15 protein-coding genes are annotated in these 16,793 nt (G+C 66.0%); 7 read left to right on the forward strand and 8 right to left on the reverse strand.

Features of this window, described 5'->3' with window-relative positions; translation table 11 throughout:
• Nucleotides 1-460: 460 nt before the first annotated feature.
• From ACWAUG_RS11015 to ctaE, 5 genes are all read right to left on the reverse strand, one after another.
• The gene (locus tag ACWAUG_RS11015; RefSeq protein ID WP_298039066.1) at nt 461-880 is read right to left on the reverse strand and encodes a rhodanese-like domain-containing protein; all 420 of its coding nucleotides are present in this window, start codon (nt 878-880) and stop codon (nt 461-463) included.
• Between the two features lie 88 nt (nt 881-968).
• Entirely contained in the window at nt 969-2,780 is a 1,812-nt protein-coding gene (gene qcrB / locus ACWAUG_RS11020) for a cytochrome bc1 complex cytochrome b subunit (RefSeq protein ID WP_460802445.1), read from the reverse strand.
• Nucleotides 2,777-3,856 (reverse strand): cytochrome bc1 complex Rieske iron-sulfur subunit, encoded by a 1,080-nt coding sequence (gene qcrA / locus ACWAUG_RS11025; RefSeq protein ID WP_298039074.1) that lies wholly within the window; start codon nt 3,854-3,856, stop codon nt 2,777-2,779. Before qcrA ends, qcrB begins: the two co-directional genes overlap by 4 nt.
• A gap of 36 nt (nt 3,857-3,892) precedes the next feature.
• Nucleotides 3,893-4,696, reverse strand: a complete 804-nt coding sequence (gene qcrC / locus ACWAUG_RS11030) for a cytochrome bc1 complex diheme cytochrome c subunit (RefSeq protein WP_460802446.1) — start codon at nt 4,694-4,696, stop codon at nt 3,893-3,895.
• Nucleotides 4,697-4,716: 20 nt separating this feature from the next.
• Complete coding sequence (gene ctaE / locus ACWAUG_RS11035; protein WP_460802447.1) at nt 4,717-5,370, reverse strand: aa3-type cytochrome oxidase subunit III; 654 nt, start codon at nt 5,368-5,370, stop codon at nt 4,717-4,719.
• Between the two features lie 180 nt (nt 5,371-5,550).
• Between ctaE and trpD the strand changes: the two genes are divergently transcribed.
• Together trpD and ACWAUG_RS11045 are read left to right on the forward strand one after the other, a co-directional pair.
• On the forward strand, nt 5,551-6,615 hold the full coding sequence (gene trpD, locus ACWAUG_RS11040; RefSeq protein ID WP_298039080.1) for an anthranilate phosphoribosyltransferase: 1,065 nt from the start codon (nt 5,551-5,553) through the stop codon (nt 6,613-6,615).
• A 50-nt stretch (nt 6,616-6,665) separates the two neighbouring features.
• Nucleotides 6,666-7,895: an MFS transporter gene (locus ACWAUG_RS11045; RefSeq protein WP_298039083.1), complete on the forward strand. Its 1,230-nt coding sequence runs from the start codon at nt 6,666-6,668 to the stop codon at nt 7,893-7,895.
• 12 nt (nt 7,896-7,907) lie between these two features.
• On the opposite strand, the gene ACWAUG_RS11050 is transcribed toward ACWAUG_RS11045, so the two are convergent.
• The 3 genes from ACWAUG_RS11050 to ACWAUG_RS11060 are packed head-to-tail and all read right to left on the reverse strand — an operon-like array spanning nt 7,908 to nt 10,238.
• Nucleotides 7,908-8,837 (reverse strand): 5'-3' exonuclease, encoded by a 930-nt coding sequence (locus tag ACWAUG_RS11050; protein ID WP_298039085.1) that lies wholly within the window; start codon nt 8,835-8,837, stop codon nt 7,908-7,910.
• A gap of 37 nt (nt 8,838-8,874) precedes the next feature.
• The gene (locus tag ACWAUG_RS11055) at nt 8,875-9,633 is read right to left on the reverse strand and encodes a hypothetical protein (protein WP_460802448.1); all 759 of its coding nucleotides are present in this window, start codon (nt 9,631-9,633) and stop codon (nt 8,875-8,877) included.
• A gap of 56 nt (nt 9,634-9,689) precedes the next feature.
• Entirely contained in the window at nt 9,690-10,238 is a 549-nt protein-coding gene (locus ACWAUG_RS11060; RefSeq protein ID WP_460802449.1) for a hypothetical protein, read from the reverse strand.
• Nucleotides 10,239-10,442: 204 nt separating this feature from the next.
• Between ACWAUG_RS11060 and rpsA the strand changes: the two genes are divergently transcribed.
• The 5 genes from rpsA to acs all read left to right on the forward strand — a co-directional run bounded on the left by rpsA (nt 10,443) and on the right by acs (nt 16,773).
• On the forward strand, nt 10,443-11,900 hold the full coding sequence (gene rpsA, locus ACWAUG_RS11065) for a 30S ribosomal protein S1 (RefSeq protein WP_460802450.1): 1,458 nt from the start codon (nt 10,443-10,445) through the stop codon (nt 11,898-11,900).
• A gap of 136 nt (nt 11,901-12,036) precedes the next feature.
• The gene (locus tag ACWAUG_RS11070) at nt 12,037-12,888 is read left to right on the forward strand and encodes an ABC transporter ATP-binding protein (protein WP_460802451.1); all 852 of its coding nucleotides are present in this window, start codon (nt 12,037-12,039) and stop codon (nt 12,886-12,888) included.
• Nucleotides 12,888-13,919, forward strand: a complete 1,032-nt coding sequence (locus tag ACWAUG_RS11075; protein ID WP_460802452.1) for an aliphatic sulfonate ABC transporter substrate-binding protein — start codon at nt 12,888-12,890, stop codon at nt 13,917-13,919. The genes ACWAUG_RS11070 and ACWAUG_RS11075 overlap by 1 nt, the downstream gene beginning before the upstream one ends.
• Entirely contained in the window at nt 13,916-14,782 is an 867-nt protein-coding gene (locus ACWAUG_RS11080; protein ID WP_460802453.1) for an ABC transporter permease, read from the forward strand. Before ACWAUG_RS11075 ends, ACWAUG_RS11080 begins: the two co-directional genes overlap by 4 nt.
• On the forward strand, nt 14,779-16,773 hold the full coding sequence (acs, locus tag ACWAUG_RS11085; RefSeq protein ID WP_460802454.1) for an acetate--CoA ligase: 1,995 nt from the start codon (nt 14,779-14,781) through the stop codon (nt 16,771-16,773). The genes ACWAUG_RS11080 and acs overlap by 4 nt, the downstream gene beginning before the upstream one ends.
• Nucleotides 16,774-16,793: the final 20 nt, after the last annotated feature.

Here is a 16,793-nt window from a genome sequence, read left to right on the forward strand (position 1 = left end):
CCCGCCTCATGCGGCGGAGCGACCCAGGGTGGGGAACTTCGATGAGCAGAACTGAGGAATTTCAGTGAGCGCCGTCATCGTCGCAGATCTCCGGCCTATTGGCACAGACGGAGGTGCTAGGCAGCTGCGGATAGAGATTCTTTCCGGTTGCTGCATCGAGCACATCTGGCCGGGACCGGTCCCCAGACTGATGGTGCTGCGTGAGGGGGCGACAGTCCCGATAGGGGGGAGGGGTGGAAGAGGCCCGTCTCCCCATCGGCTGCTGGAGCACAGTCGACGCCTCCGACGGGAATCGCCGCCGATGAACCGGCAAGCAGAATCGTCATCTTCGTCATCACGCATGCCTTCCCGTCAACGTGTCACCAAGCATTGGCGACGACACGATGCTCGTCAGGGGAGGCGAGCGGCCTTGACCAGGAGCGGATAAGGTCCGTTGAGCGCAGGCCGGGCCGTGGGTTGCTCAGGCGCGGGAACGGATGCGCGGCACACCGACATTGGGATCGATAGGGCGGCGGCTGATCTCATCGGCTGTTTCAATGGGGTATCCCTCGCGCACCCAGTATTCGTAACCGCCGATCATCTCCCGCACGGCATAGCCGAGCCTCGCGAACTCGAGTGCGCCCTTCGCGCCGGCATTGCAACCGGGACTCCAGCAGTACACCACGACCTCCGTACCGGCGGGAACCTCGTCGACCGCCCGGGAGGCGATCTCGGAGTAGGGCATGTGCACGGCGCCGGCGACCCGTCCTTGAGTCCACGCCTCCTCGGAGCGGACATCGATCAGGACGATCTGATCCCCGGCCTTCTGACGAGCGTACAGGTCGCTGGCATCGGTCTCGGAAGAGAGCTTTGCGGTGAAATAGTCGACTACAGAATTCATGTCGCCAGTCTACGAATGCGCACGTCGCAGCGGGAACGAAAAGGCCCCGCAGCTCGAAAGCTGCGGGGCCCGGGGAGAGGCGCGAAGATCAGGCCTCCGCGTTCCCCTCCTTGTTCTTCTTGCCCGACTCATCGGCGATCACCGTGCTGGGCTTGTTGGCGGTCTCGCCGAGGTGCTTCTCGTCCGGAGCGGTGAGGGGGGCGTCAGGAGCTCCGGCGCGCTCGTGAGCGCCCTGGATCTCCGCTGCCTCCGCCGCATCTGCGGCCTCAGTGACGTGCTGCTGGTGAGCATCCGCGGCAGCGACCTCAGTCTGCGTGAGCGGAGCGAGACGGTCCTCGTAGAACCAGCGCGACATCGCCGAACGAACGTTCTGGGTCCACGGGATGCGTCCCTTGGCGTTCGGGCGGACGACGAGCGGCTCGTACGACTCGACATCGATGAGCTTCCACCGGTCGTAGACATCGACGGGCTTGTGCACCTCGATGTACTCGCCACCGGGGAGGCGGACGATGCGTCCGGACTCGTAACCGTGCAGGACGATCTCGCGGTCCTTCTTCTGAAGCGCGATGCAGATGCGCTTCGTGATGAAGTAGCCGAGGATCGGGCCGACGAACAGCAGAGCCTGCAGGGTGTGGATGACGCCTTCCATGGTGAGCATGAAGTGCGTAGCCATGAGGTCGGAGGAGGCAGCTGCCCACATGACCGCGTAGAAGATGACACCGGCGACACCGATCGCGGTGCGCGTCGCGGCGTTGCGCGGGCGCTCAGCGATGTGGTGCTCGCGCTTGTCGCCCGTGATCCACGCCTCGATGAAGGGGTAGATGGCGACAGCGACGATGAACAGACCCAGGACTGCGACGGGAATCAGGATTCCGAACGACCAGGTCCGGTCCATGAACACGATGTCCCAGTTCGACGGCGCAAGGCGCAGTGCTCCATCGGCGAAGCCGATGTACCAGTCGGGCTGCGTACCAGCCGAGATGGGGGACGGGTCATACGGCCCGTACTGCCAGAACGGCAGGATCTGGAAGAACGATGCGATCAGGACGATCACGCCGAAGACGATGAACAGGTATCCGCCCATCTTCGACATGTAGACCGGCATCATCGGGTAGCCCACGACGTTGTCGTTCGTCCGGCCGGGGCCGGCGAACTGCGTGTGCTTGTTGATGATCATGAGCATCAGGTGCAGGACGATGAAGGCGATTACCAGCATCGGCAGCAGCAGGATGTGCATCGTGTACAGGCGGCCGACGATATCCGTGCCCGGGAACTCGCCGCCGAAGATCAGGAACGAGGTCCACGTGCCGATCAGGGGCAGACCCTTGATCATGCCGTCGATGATTCGCAGACCGTTGCCCGAGAGCAGGTCGTCCGGAAGCGAGTAGCCCGTGAAGCCTTCGGCGAGAGCCAGGATGAACAGCACGAAACCGATCACCCAGTTGAGCTCGCGCGGCTTGCGGAACGCACCGGTGAAGAACACTCGCAGCATGTGCACGCCGATGCCGGCGATGAACACGAGGGCAGCCCAGTGATGGATCTGACGGACGAGCAGACCACCGCGGATATCGAAAGAGATGCGCAGCGCGGACTCGAACGCAGCGGACATCTCGATACCGCGCATCGGCGCGTATGCACCGGTGTAGTGGGTCTCGACCATCGACGCCTGGAAGAAGAACGTCAGGAACGAGCCGGAGATGAAGACCACGACGAACGCCCAGAGCGCGATCTCGCCGAGCATGAACGACCAGTGGTCGGGGAAGATCTTGCGACCGATCTCCTTGACGATGCCGGAGATGCTGGAGCGCTCATCGATGTAGTTCGCCGCACCTCCGACGAAGCGTCCGCCGAGCGGAGCCTTCTTGTCTTTGTCCTCTTTGGACAGCGTTGCGGTACTCAATGGCGCTCCCAGAAGCTCGGGCCGACGGGTTCGGTGAAGTCGCTGCGGGCGATGAGGTAGCCCTCATCGTCGACGGTGATGGGCAGCTGCGGCAGCGGGCGCGCAGCCGGGCCGAAGATGACCTTTGCGCGGTCGGTGACGTCGAACTGCGACTGGTGGCAGGGGCACAGCAGGTGGTGCGTCTGCTGCTCGTACAGAGCAACAGGGCAGCCGACGTGCGTGCAGACCTTCGAGTAGGCGACGATTCCGTCGTAGGACCAGTCCTTGCGGTCCTCGGTCTCGATGAGCTGCTCGGGGCGCAGGCGCATCATGAGGACGATGGCCTTGGCCTTCTCCTCGAGGTAGCCGTCGTGGTGCGAGAGCGAGGCCAGGTCCTCGGGAATGACGTGGAACGCCGAGCCCAGGGTGACGTCCGCAGCGCGGATCGGTGTTCCGTCCGGGTCGCGGACCAGACGCTGGCCCTCTTCCCACATCGTGTGCTTGAGCAGGTAGACGGGGTCTCCCGCGTGCGGGTTTCCTCCCGAGTTGTTGTGCGGGGCAAGGCCGCGGAACAACGTCACTCCCGGAACGATGGATGCCACGAGTGCTGCGATCAGCGAGTTGCGGATCATCGAGCGGCGCCCGAAGCCGGACTCCTCGTTGGCCGCCTCGAAGACCTCGATGGCGCCCTCGCGGGTCGCGTCGGTGCCGCGGGTGGGATGGCGCAGTTCCACGTGCTCCTTGTCGCTCATGAGCGCCTTGGACCAGTGGATTGCGCCGATGCCGATAGCAAGCAGCGCGAGCGCGATGCCGAGCCCGATGAAGAGGTTGTTGTAGCGGATCGCCAGGAGCGACCCATCCTCGATCGGGAACAGCATGTATGCCGCTACTGCCCAGATGCTGCCGGCGAGCGACAGGTAGAACAGCGTGTAGACAGTGCGTTCCGCGCGCTTCTCAGCCTTCGGATCCTTGTCCGTCATCCGCACCCGGTGGGGCGGCAGACCAGGGTTCTGCACGGGATCGCTGACTGCGACACCCAGCCCTGGAGAGGGCTGGTAGGCCCTGTCAAGAGCCTGCGAGTCGTCGTCGTGTGCCATGGTGCTCCTCGTACGTTCCTCTTCGATATGAATTCGTCAGTTGGACTTCGCAGTGATCCACACGGAAACGGCGACGAGCGCGCCGATGCCGAAGATCCAGATGAAAAGACCCTCGGAAACAGGTCCCAGCGATCCGAGCGTGAAGCCACCGACCTCGACGGCCTCCTGCTGGAACAGCAGAGCCGAGATGATGTCGCGCTTGTCGTCGTCGGAAAGGTTCATGTCTCCGAATACCGGCATGTTCTGCGGGCCCGTGACCATGGCCGCGTAGATGTGCAGCGCGCTGGTGTTGGTGAGCGCGGGGGCGTACTTGCCCTCGGTGAGCGCTCCACCGGCGCCGGCGACGTTGTGGCACATCGCGCAGTTGATGCGGAAGAGCTCCGCGCCGTGGGCGACGTCTCCGCCGCCGTCGAGGATCTCGTCGGCGGGGTAGGACGGGCCGGGGGCAACGGACTGCACATAGGCCGCCATCGCGTGGATCTGGTCCTCTGTGAACTGTGCGGGCTTCTGCGGTGCCTGCGGTCCCTGCATCTGCAGGGGCATGCGGCCTGTGGCCAGCTGGAACTCGACCGACAGCTCACCGACGCCGTAGAGGCTCGGGCCGTTGGCGGTTCCCTGCATGTCGAGACCGTGGCAGGTCGCGCAGTTCGCCTGGAACAGCTTCTCGCCATCTTCAACCGTGAGCTGCGTGCTCGCAGCCGTGGGCGTTTCGGTCGCGGCGATCGCTACCGTAGCGCCGGCGTAGATGCCGCCGGTGATCAGGAGTCCCGCGCCGATGAGGGCCGCGGCAGCCAGGGGGCTGCGGCGACCATTCGAGCGACGCTTCTTCTCTCGTGCCATTTCGCAGGTCAGCTCCGCTCTTATTTCAGGAAGTAGATGACGAAGAACAGCACGATCCAGACGACGTCGACGAAGTGCCAGTAATAGGACACAACGATCGAGGTGGTCGCCTCCTTGTGCGTGAAGTTCTTGACGGCGTATGCGCGTCCGATGACGAGCAGGAATGCGATGAGACCACCGGTCACGTGGAGGGCGTGGAAGCCGGTCGTGATGTAGAAGGCGGAGGCGTAGGCGTCAGCCTGGATCGGCAGACCCTCGGCGACGAGCGTCGCGTACTCCCAGACCTGGCCGGAGACGAAGATTGCTCCGAGTGCGAAGGTCAGCCAGAACCACTCGACCATTCCCCATCCGAAGAGGCGGCGGCGGCCGGCGGCGTTCACCTGGCCCTTCTTGATGCGGTAGGACTGCATGTCCTCAGCCGCGAACACGCCCAACTGGCACGTGAACGAGGAGAGGACCAGGATCGCGGTGTTGATGGACGCGAAGGTCACGTTCAACAGATCGGTACGGTCGGCCCAGAGTTCGGGGGACGTGCTGCGGAGGGTGAAGTAAATCGCGAACAGTCCCGCGAAGAACATCACCTCGCTGCCGAGCCACACGATGGTGCCGACAGCTACCGGATTCGGGCGCTTGATGGTTCTTGCCGCCGGGGCATAGGTCGCTGAGGTGGTCACCCCTCCATTATGGCTGATCCTGGAGCGTGATTCTTGCACCTGGGGAGGTCGATTCGCCCGAGTCTAACTAAGGGTTGCCTAAGAAAACACTGCGAATTCTCGGTGAATGCCGATGAAATCAAGGGTGTCGATGCCCAGCGGTGTCACGGCGCACCTCTCCGCCGCCGATAAGATCGCTCCATGGCTGACTCATTGACATGGCCCGACGTCCTCACTTCCCTCCTCGAAAGGCGTGATCTCAGTGTTTGGGAGTCGACCTGGGCGATGCGCCAGGTGATGCAGGGCGATGTCTCCGATGCGAAGCTCGCCGGTTTCCTGGTCGCACTGAGGGCCAAGGGCGAGACGATCGATGAGATCGTCGGTTTCCGCGACGCGATCCTCGAAGCCGCTGTGCCGCTGCCGGTCTCACCCGATGTGCTCGACATCGTCGGCACGGGCGGCGACCGCTACGGAACGGTCAACGTTTCGACGACGGCCGCCGTGATCATCGCGGCTACCGGCGTGCCGGTGGTCAAGCACGGGAACCGCGCCGCGAGCTCCGCATCCGGTTCATCGGATGTGCTCGGTGCGCTCGGGCTCGAACTGACGCTGGATCCGGAGCACGTTTCCGCTGTGCTCGATCGGACCGGCATCACTTTCGCCTGGGCCGCTGCCTTCCACCCCGGTTTCAAGCATGCGGGTGCTGCGCGGGGCGAGCTCGGAGTTCCCACCGTGTTCAACATGCTGGGCCCGCTCTGCAACCCGGCCCGCGCGGAGGCGAACGCCGTGGGCGTGGCCCAGCTCGAGCGCGTCCCGCTGATCACGGGCGTCTTCCGGACACGAGGGGCGACTGCGCTGGTATTCCGCGGTGACGACGGGCTGGACGAGCTCACGACCACGGGCCACAGCCGAATCTGGGAAGTCACACGTGGCGATATCCACGAGCACGATCTGGACCCGCGGGATCTCGGCATCCCCGTCGCTCAGATGTCGCAGCTCATCGGCGGAACTCCCGAGCACAACGCCGGGATCCTCCGGGAGACTCTCGCCGGCACGAAGGGCGCGGTCCGCGACATCGTGCTGCTCAATGCGGCAGCGGGCATCGTCTCCTTCGAGCTCTCGCGAGACGCGGCTCAGGTGCAGAGACCGATTCTCGAGCGTCTTCGCGACGCTTACGACCGTGCGGAGGCCGCGATCGACGACGGCCGCGCGACGGCGAAGCTCGAGGAATGGATCACCACGGCGCGCGAACTCGGCTCGGCGTGATCTGAGATGGGGTTCGGGGGAGCGGGGCGCAGCTCATGATGCGCCGCGCGATGCCCTGGTTCGTCCTGTCGGCCGTGCTCGTGGCAGCGCTGAGCATGCGCGGTCCGATCATCGCGGTGACTCCGGTGCTGCCCGAGATCACCGCCGATCTCGGGCTGACGGGTGCCTCGGCGGGGATGCTCACCACCGCACCGGTGCTGATGTTCGCGGCGCTGACGCCGTTGGCTGCGCTCCTCATACGGCGGGCGGGTGCCGAGACGGCGCTGCTGCTGTCGTTGTGCGGTGTATTGGCGGGCACGGCGCTGCGCGCGATCCCGGGCTATGCTCCGATGCTCGCGGGGATGTTCGTGATCGGAGCATCGATCACGATCGGCAATGTCGTGATTCCGGTGGTGATCCGTCGCGATGTTCCCCCGGATCGTGTTGCGACGGCGACCGCGGCGTACACCGCGACGCTCAACGTCGGCTCCCTTCTCACCGCTCTCGGCACGGTTCCGTTGGCGGAACTCCTCGGTTGGTCGTTCGCACTCCTGGCATGGGGGATGATCACTGTCCTCGGCGTCGTCCTCTGGTCCGCGCACATCCTTCGTCGACGCCGGGCTCTTCGGGATCTTCCCGCTGGGGACGCATCTCGACGCGCCGGCGCGGTGAGTATCGATCCCCAGACCTTGACCGGTCCGGTGCCGGTGATCGTCGAGCGACGGATGACGGGAACCATGCGTCGTCCGATCGTGTGGCTGCTGCTCGCCTCTTTCTCCGCTCAGTCGGCGGTGTACTACGCGATGTCGACCTGGTTGCCGACGATCCTGCTGGATACGACATCGGTTGATGCGGCATCCGCGGGGGCTCTCGCCTCGATCTTCCAGGGCGCTGCGATCATCGGGGCGCTGATGGCGCCCGCATTGATGCGCGTGGTGGGGCCGGTGCCGTCAGCGGTGATGATGGGCGGATGCTTCGCGGTGATGGTCTGCGGACTGCTCATGAATCCGTCGCTCGCGGCGGTGTGGGCGTCTTTCGGGGCCGTTGCGCATGCGGCGGGCTTCGTGCTGATCTTCACGGCTCTCGTTCGGCAGGCGCGTTCGGACTCGGAGGCGGCGACGATGTCGGCGGTCGTGCAGGGCGGCGGTTATCTGTTCGCGGCGACGGCGGCACCGGCGCTCGGCGCGCTTCACGAGAGCAGTGGAGGGTGGGAGATTCCTCTCCTCGTACTCTTGGCCGTCGCCGTCTTCTACGGGGTCGCACTCACGACGGCGATGGTGAAGGCGTTCGGCCGTTCCTGAAAGGGTCGGGTTTCAGCGGGGCTTCTGAGAGAGCGACGCGATCGCGCGTTCCATAGAGGCCCCGAGATTCCATTGCTCGGCGACGCGTCGCCCGTCGGCTGCGTGCACGGGGGAGAGCGGGCGGAGCGCAACGGACGGGGCCGCGACATCGAGGTCGGTGGCGACGGCGACGACGGTCGGCGCGACATCCAGATAGGCGGATGCTGCCAGGATCTTGGCCCGGACGCCGGCGCTCATGCCGCCGCCGGCTTCGGCCGCGGCCCGGATGCGGGCGAGGTCGCCATGGCTCTGCAGGAGCGTCGCCGCGGTCTTGTCCCCGACGCCGGGAACACCGGGAAGGCCGTCGGAGGCGTCTCCGCGCATGGTGGCGAAGTCCGCGTACTGGGAGGGGAAGATGCCGTAGCGGGACTCTACCGTCTCGGCGGTGACGGCTTCCAGGTTGCTCATCCCACGAGCGGTGTAGATGATGCGGACGGCACGTACATCGTCGATGAGCTGGAAGAGATCCCGATCGCCGGTGACGATGTCGACCGGCATCTCGGAGCGCGTGGCGAGCGTGCCGATCACATCGTCCGCCTCGTGGGCGGCGGCGCCGATGATCGGGATGCCGAGCGCCTCCAGCGACTCGCGGATCACCGGCAACTGCGCCGCGAGCGGCTCGGGCATCTCCTCGACGTCGGGGCCGGACTCGACGACCTCGACGACGCGGTGCTGCTTGTAGCTCGGGATGAGGGAAACGCGCCAGTGCGGACGCCAGTCGTCGTCCCAGCAGGCGACGACGTGCGTGGGATCGTAGATCTGGGTCAGCTTCGCGATCATGTCGAGGAGTCCGCGAGCAGCGTTCACCGATGTGCCGTCGGTGGCCTTCACCTTGTCGGGGATGCCGTGGAAGGCGCGGAAGTAGAGGGACGCAGTGTCGAGGAGCATCAGCTTTTCGCTCATGGCATCAGCTTCCCACAGGGGACCGTGACGACACGGGTCAGCAGCCGGGCGAGCGCGGCGACTGCTCGCACGTGTAGGCGACCAGCGCGGTATGCGCCTCGAAGACACGGACCTCCTGCGGTTGACCCGCGACGGTGACCTCGCCGGGAATCGGGAACCATCCGATCCCGAAATCCACTTCCGCCGTATACCGCAGATCGACGGATGCGAGGTAGGTGCCGCGCTCCCCATAGGTGTGGCTCGTCGGGGTCGGAGTGAACTGCGCCTGACCGAGCTGCTCCCAGGACTTGCCCGCGACGGCGGTGGTGAGCGTCGCGCCATCGCCGAACGCGTAGTCGTAGGAGGCCGGGGTGAACCGGACGGTCACCGGAAGGTCGAACAGCGTCTCACTCACGGTGTGGACGGATGCTGCGGCGACGAAGTTCGTCGGCAGGCCGGCGACTCCGACGTTCTCTGGTTCGCCCGCGAGGGCGGTTCCGAGCGGCGCGAAGCGGACGAGATCGGAGATCGTGATCGAGGGGACCGTCTCGTCCTCGGACTCCTCGTCGGGCTCTTCGTCCTCGCCGCCGCGGAAGCATCGGATGTAGCTGTCCCAGTCATGGAGGCACTTCGTGAACTCGACGGCGCGCGGATCCGGCGCGGTGATGATCTCGCCGCCGGGCCCCCGGTCGCCGACGGGGATGTGGATCGGTGTGCCGCCGATATCCCGGGAGTCTTCGATGATGATTTCGGTACCGGTATTTTTCGGTGGGCATCCTGTTGTTGATTGCTGGGCTGAAGTGCATAGCGCGCTCACAGCTCCCGAGACGCTCAAGGTTGAGAGAGCTATGGAAACGACCAACAGCGACGTTGCTATTCGGCGCACGATGGATCCTCAGCTGTCGTAGCCTCAGTGAGTCTTAGTCCGGTCTCATCCAAGGAGAAGACCAGCTCAAGCGCATACCGTGCTGCTCGATCTGCCGGTACTAGGTTCCGGCCTTCTTCATCGAGATAGGTCGTGCTGCTCACGTCGTTGCAAGTTGTGGCAAACACTTCACCATGTTCGGTGACTTCGACTCCCGAGAACTCGATGATCTCGATGGCGCCGCCGCGGACGTGTTGCGCCGCGTGCATCTGCGACAGAAGCTCGCGCTCGTCGCGCTCGTAGCTGCCGGCTGTGTAGCCGGAGAGTGGTTCGAACGTCGTCGGCAATCGAAAATCAACGTCATTGAACGCAGCCATGTAAGTCCGATACACCTCCTCGGCCGCGGCGAAAGCCTCTTCCTCGCTGGCGAAGGCGGGCGTCGGCGAGGGCGTCGGCTCGGGGGTCGGAGTGCATCCGGACAGCGTGATCGCGATCAGTGCGGCGACAGCGGGGATGCCGGGGCGGCGGGTCTTCGAACGGGACGGTGTCACCCGCACACGGTAACCCGACGGTCGCGGCGCGCGTTCGAGTTATCCACAGGCTCGTTCTGGGCGTTTCTCTGATATTCTGAAGTGTCACTTGTGGCGAGCATCCGCATGCCTCAGTGATGATTCACTCAAAATCCACCTGTCCCGCAGCTTTTCCACGCTCGGCGTGCGCTGCCGGGGCCCGAGTATCCACCCACAAGGACAACCCACTACATGACTACCGCAACGACCGCCCCGGCCACCACGCAGATCGCGATCGACGACATCGGATCCGCCGAGGACTTCCTGGCCGCGGTCGAGAAGACCCTGAAGTTCTTCAACGACGGCGACATCATCGAAGGCACGATCGTCAAGATCGACCGCGATGAGGTTCTGCTCGACGTCGGCTACAAGACCGAGGGCGTCATCCCCTCGCGCGAGCTCTCCATCAAGCACGACGTCGACCCCAACGAGGTCGTCCAGGTCGGCGACGTGGTCGAGGCTCTCGTCCTCCAGAAGGAGGACAAGGAAGGCCGCCTGATCCTGTCCAAGAAGCGTGCTCAGTACGAGCGTGCGTGGGGCGATGTCGAGAAGATCAAGGAAGACGACGGCGTCGTCACCGGAACGGTCATCGAGGTCGTCAAGGGTGGACTCATCGTCGACATCGGACTGCGCGGCTTCCTGCCCGCGTCGCTCATCGAGCTGCGCCGCGTCCGCGACCTGACCCCCTACCTGGGCCAGGAGATCGAGGCGAAGATCCTCGAGCTCGACAAGAACCGCAACAACGTCGTCCTCTCGCGCCGCGCTCTGCTCGAGCAGACGCAGTCCGAGTCGCGCACCACGTTCCTCAACAACCTGCACAAGGGCCAGGTCCGCAAGGGCCAGGTCTCCTCGATCGTCAACTTCGGTGCGTTCGTCGACCTGGGCGGCGTTGACGGCCTCGTGCACGTCTCCGAGCTCTCCTGGAAGCACATCGAGCACGCCTCCGAGGTCGTCGAGGTTGGCCAGGAGGTCACCGTCGAAATCCTCGAGGTCGACCTCGACCGCGAGCGCGTCTCCCTGTCGCTGAAGGCGACGCAGGAGGACCCGTGGCAGGTCTTCGCCCGCACCCACGCGATCGGTCAGATCGCCGCGGGCAAGGTCACCAAGCTCGTTCCGTTCGGTGCGTTCGTGCGCGTCGCAGACGGCATCGAGGGCCTCGTTCACATCTCCGAGCTCTCCAGCAAGCACGTTGAGCTGGCCGAGCAGGTCGTCTCCGTCGGCGAAGAGGTCTTCGTCAAGGTCATCGACATCGACCTCGAGCGTCGCCGCATCTCGCTGTCTCTCAAGCAGGCCAACGAGTCGGTCGACCCCAACGGCACCGAGTTCGACCCGGCTCTGTACGGCATGCTCGCCGAGTACGACGAGAACGGCGAGTACAAGTACCCGGAGGGCTTCGACCCCGAGACCGGTGCATGGAAGGAAGGCTTCGACGCTCAGCGCGAGGCTTGGGAGCAGGAGTACGCCGCAGCGCAGGGTCGCTGGGAGGCTCACAAGGCTGCCGTCGTCAAGGCTGCAGAGGCTGAGGCCGCTGCGGGCGACGACTTCGGTGGTGCCCAGTCCTTCACGAGCGACTCGGCCGGCGCCGGCACGCTCGCTGACGACGAGGCTCTCGCTGCTCTGCGCGAGAAGCTCTCGGGCGGCAACGCGTAATAACGCTTGAAACGCAGAACGGGCCGTCACCTCCGGGTGGCGGCCCGTTCCGTCGTTCCGGGGTCGTTTCAGACGGGTGTGACGTCGGATTACGACTCGACTCGTCATGTTTCCGCTGCTCCGCGACGATGGTCACATGACAACGACGCTCCTGCCTCCGCGTGCCGACGCGGCACCGGTGCCGTCCGGCGCTGCCAACACGGTGCGTTTGGAAGGCGTCGCCCGCACGTTCGCCCTGCGCGACGGTGAGCGTCCTGTCCTGCGCGATGTCGACGTCGAGCTCGCCGCGGGCGAGATCATCGCGGTCGTCGGTCCCTCGGGGTGCGGGAAGTCGACGCTGCTCCGGCTGATCGCGGGTCTCGATGCTCCGACGGGCGGCGTCATCGCACTCGACGGCACAGGGATCTCCGACATCGATGAGCGCACGGCTGTTGCGTTCCAGGAGCCGCGCCTGCTGCCGTGGCGTACCCTCGCGCAGAACGTCGAGCTGGGGCTTCCCCGCTCCGTCAAGGGGCGCGCTCGTCGCGCCGACCGCGTCCGCGAGCTTCTGCGTCTGGTGGGCCTCGAGCACGCCGCCGACCAGCGTCCGCGCGAGGTCTCCGGCGGCATGGCACAACGTGCCTCACTGGCCCGGGCGCTCGCCCGCAATCCCGGTGTCCTGCTGCTCGACGAGCCGTTCGGCGCTCTCGATGCTCTGACCCGTCTGCGCATGCAGGATCTGCTGCTCGACATCCACGCGGCAGAGCCCACGACGATCCTCCTCGTGACCCATGATGTCGAGGAGGCCCTCTACCTGGCCGATCGCGTCCTGCTGCTGCGTTCGTTGGCAGCCGATGCATCCGCCGATTCGACATCGATCGCCCGTGTGATCGATGTTCCCGGCATCCGACCCCGCGACCGCGCAGATCGCGCCCTCGCGAACCTCCGCACCGAGCTGCTCGAAGGCCTCGGTGTGGAGACCCATCACCGCAACACCGAGGAGAACTGATGAGCATCATCACCCGCCGAGTCATTCCTGCGACAGCGATCGCCGGAATGATGATGCTCGTCGCCACCGGTTGCGTCGCCGGTGAGAATGCCTCGGCCGACAACGGCGCCGCATCGGGGGAGTGGTCCGCGAGCACGGTGACGCTCGACTGGGCGACCTACAACCCGCTGAGCCTCGTCGTCAAGGACCAGGGGCTTCTGGAAGACATCCTCGGCGATGACGTGACGGTCGAGTGGGTTCAGTCGGCCGGTTCCAACAAGGCCAACGAGCTGCTGCGTTCGGGGTCCGTCGATGTCGGCTCGACGGCCGGATCCGCCGCGCTGCTGGCCAAGGCGAACGGCTCGCCGATCAAGGTGATCGATATCTATTCGCAGCCGGAGTGGTCGGCGATCGTCGTCGGCGCCGACAGCGACATCGACTCGCTGGAGGACCTCGCGGGCACGTCGGTCGCCGCGACCAAGGGCACCGACCCGTACTTCTTCCTGCTGCAGGCGCTCGAAGAGGGCGGTCTGACGGTCGACGACATCGAGGTTCAGAACCTGCAGCACGCGGATGGTCGCGCCGCACTCGAGGGCGGATCCGTCCAGGCCTGGGCGGGTCTGGACCCGATCATGGGCGCCGCCGAGGTGGAGTCCGGTGCGGAGCTGATGTTCCGCAACGTCGACTTCAACACCTATGGCTTCTTGAATGCGACCGAGGACTTCATCGAGAATCACGCGGATCTCGCGCAGGCCGTCGTCGACGCCTATGAGCAGGCGCGCGTGTGGGCGCTGGAGAACCCGGATGAGACGGCTCAGCTGCTCGCCGACACAGCCGGCATCGACATCGCGGTGGCGACGACCGTCATCCAGGAGCGCTCGAACCTCGACGTCAGCGGTGTTCCGGGCGAGGCGCAGATCGCGGTTCTCGAGAAGATCGCTCCGGTGATCGTCGAGTCCGGTGATGTGCAGGGCGGTCAGGATGCTGTCGATGCGGCACTGGAGGAGATCATCTTCGCCGACTTCGCCGAGAAGGCCGTCGCGGCAGAATGAGCGCGTCCCTTGCCGATCAGCGTGTGACGGTTCCCGCCGATTCGGATGATGCCCGTGCGTTCGCGTCCGGCCGTCCCCGTCGGGCGGACGCCGCTTCCCGCGGTATCTGGGACCGCACGGGTGTCCGAATCGTCGCGGGTGCGCTGCTTCCCGCGGTGATCCTCGTCATCTGGCATGTCGTGACGACCTCGGGCCTCGTTCCGGCGTATCGGCTGCCGACACCGGAATCGGTGTTCCGTGCGGGTGTCGAGCTCGCGGAGCGCGGGCAGCTGTGGACGCACATCGCGATCTCGGTGCAGCGAGTGCTGCTCGGCTTCGCGATCGGTTCGCTGATCGGGCTCGTCATCGCGGCCGTCGTGGGTCTGTCGAAGCTGGGCGATGTGCTGCTCAGCCCAACGCTGGCGGCTCTGCGTGCCGTGCCGTCGCTGGCCTGGGTGCCGCTGCTGATCCTGTGGATGCAGATCGGCGAGGAGTCGAAGGTCACGCTGATCGCGATCGGCGCGTTCTTCCCCGTGTACACGACCGTCGCGGACGCACTGCGCCATGTCGACCCGCACCTCGTCGAGGCGGGGCGATCGTTCAGCCTGCGCGGCTGGTCGCTGTTCCGCACCGTGCAGCTGCCGGCTGTCATCCCGTCCGTGATCTCCGGTCTGCGCCTCGCACTCGCGCAGTCGTGGCTGTTCCTCGTCGCCGCCGAGCTGATCGCGTCGTCGATGGGGCTCGGGTTCCTGCTGGATGATTCGCAGAACAACGGCCGTGTCGACCGCATCCTGCTCGCCATCGTGCTGCTCGCGCTTCTCGGAACACTGACGAACACCATCCTCGGCCTTATCGAGAAGTATCTTCTGCGGCGGTGGACATGACCGACGAAGCACGCCTGATCGAGAACCGCACCTATCCGGCGCCGGCGGCCTTCGCCGCGCAAGCGAATGTCGATGCGGCGATCTATGCGGCGGCGGATGCCGACCCCATCGCTTTCTGGGAAGAGGCGGCCCGGCGGCTGGACTGGTCGACGCCGTGGCACACCGCGATGACATGGCAATCGCCCGCCGACGGCGCGATGCCGAAGGCGGAGTGGTTCGTCGGCGGATCGCTGAACGTCGCGTACAACTGCGTCGACCGTCACGTCGACGCCGGTCGCGGAGACAAGGTCGCGCTGCACTTCGAGGGCGAGCCAGGGGATCGCGTCACCGTGACCTACGCCGACCTGCAGCGACGCGTGTCGCAGGCGGCGAACGGACTGCTGGCCCTCGGCATCGGACCAGGCGACCGCGTCGTCGTCTACCTGCCCGTGCTCATCGAGACGATCGTGATCGCCCTCGCCTGCGCCCGCATCGGAGCCGTGCACTCGCTCGTGTTCGGCGGCTTCTCCGCCGAGGCGGTGCGGTTCCGCCTCTCCGACACCGGTGCGAAGCTGCTCGTCACCACCGACGGACAGTTCCGCCGAGGCAAGGCCGTCGAGGTCAAGTCGGCCGCCGACATCGCCGCCGCCGATCTCCCCGACCTCGAGCACGTCCTCGTCGTTCGGCGCACCGGCCAGGACATCGCCTGGACCGAGGGCCGAGACGTCTGGTGGCACGACGTCGTCGACACGGCATCCGAGGCCCACGATCCGCAGCCGTTCGACGCGGAGCATCCGCTCTTCATCATCTATACCTCCGGGACCACCGGGAAGCCGAAGGGGCTCGTGCACACCTCCGGCGGGTACCTCGCGCACACGAGCTGGGCGCACTGGGCGCACTTCGATGCGAAGGATGACGACGTGCACTGGTGCACGGCGGATCTCGCCTGGGTCACCGCGCACAGCTACGAGATCTACGGGCCGCTCTCGAACGGCCTCACCCAGGTCATCTACGAGGGCACGCCGGACACCCCGCATCAGCAGCGGCATCTCGAGATCATCGAGCGCTACGGCGTGACGGTCTATTACACGGCTCCCACGCTGATCCGCACGTTCATGACGTGGTTCGGCGACGAGCTGCCCACGGATCACGACGTGTCGTCGCTGCGCCTGCTCGGCACGGTCGGCGAGGCGATCAACCCCGAGGCGTGGGTGTGGTTCCATCGCACGTTTGGCCGCGGTGAGCTGCCGATCGTCGACACCTGGTGGCAGTCCGAGACGGGAGCGGCGATGATCGTGCCGCTGCCGGGGGTGACGACGCTCAAACCCGGTTCGGCATCCGTGCCGCTGCCGGGGATCGACGCCGCCGTCGTCGACGAGAACGGCGACGAGGTGGCCCCCGGCCGCTCCGGAACCCTCGTCGTGCGCCGTCCGTGGCCGGGCATGGCACGCACCGTCTGGCGCGATGCCGAGCGGTACCGCACGTCGTACTGGTCCGACTACGCGGGCAAGGGTGTGCACGGCGGCTACTACGTCGCCGGTGATGGCGCCACGCGCGACGCCGACGGGCACATCTGGATCCTCGGCCGCCTCGACGACGTCGTGAACGTCTCCGGTCACCGCCTGTCGACCATCGAGATCGAGTCGGCGCTCGTCGCCGACCCGACGGTGGGCGAGGCCGGCACCGCGGGCGTTCCGGATGCCCTCACCGGGCAGGCCGTCACCGCGTTCGTCACGGCATCCGGCGCCGGCGAGATCACCGATGCAGGGCTGCGCGACCGCGTCGCCCGCGAGATCGGCCCCGTCGCCAAGCCGAAGAACATCGTCATCGTGCCCGACCTGCCCAAGACCCGCTCGGGCAAGATCATGCGCCGACTCCTCGCCCAGCTGTGGGAGGCTGAGCAGGATCACCGCGCTGGCCGCGTGCCGACGGCGCTCGGCGACACCACCTCTTTGCAGAACCCGGAAGCCGTGGACGCCATCGCCGCGGCTCTCGCGGCGACGCGTCCCTGACCTCGCTCTCTACGAAGGAA

The organism is Microbacterium sp. GXF6406 (assembly GCF_054798215.1).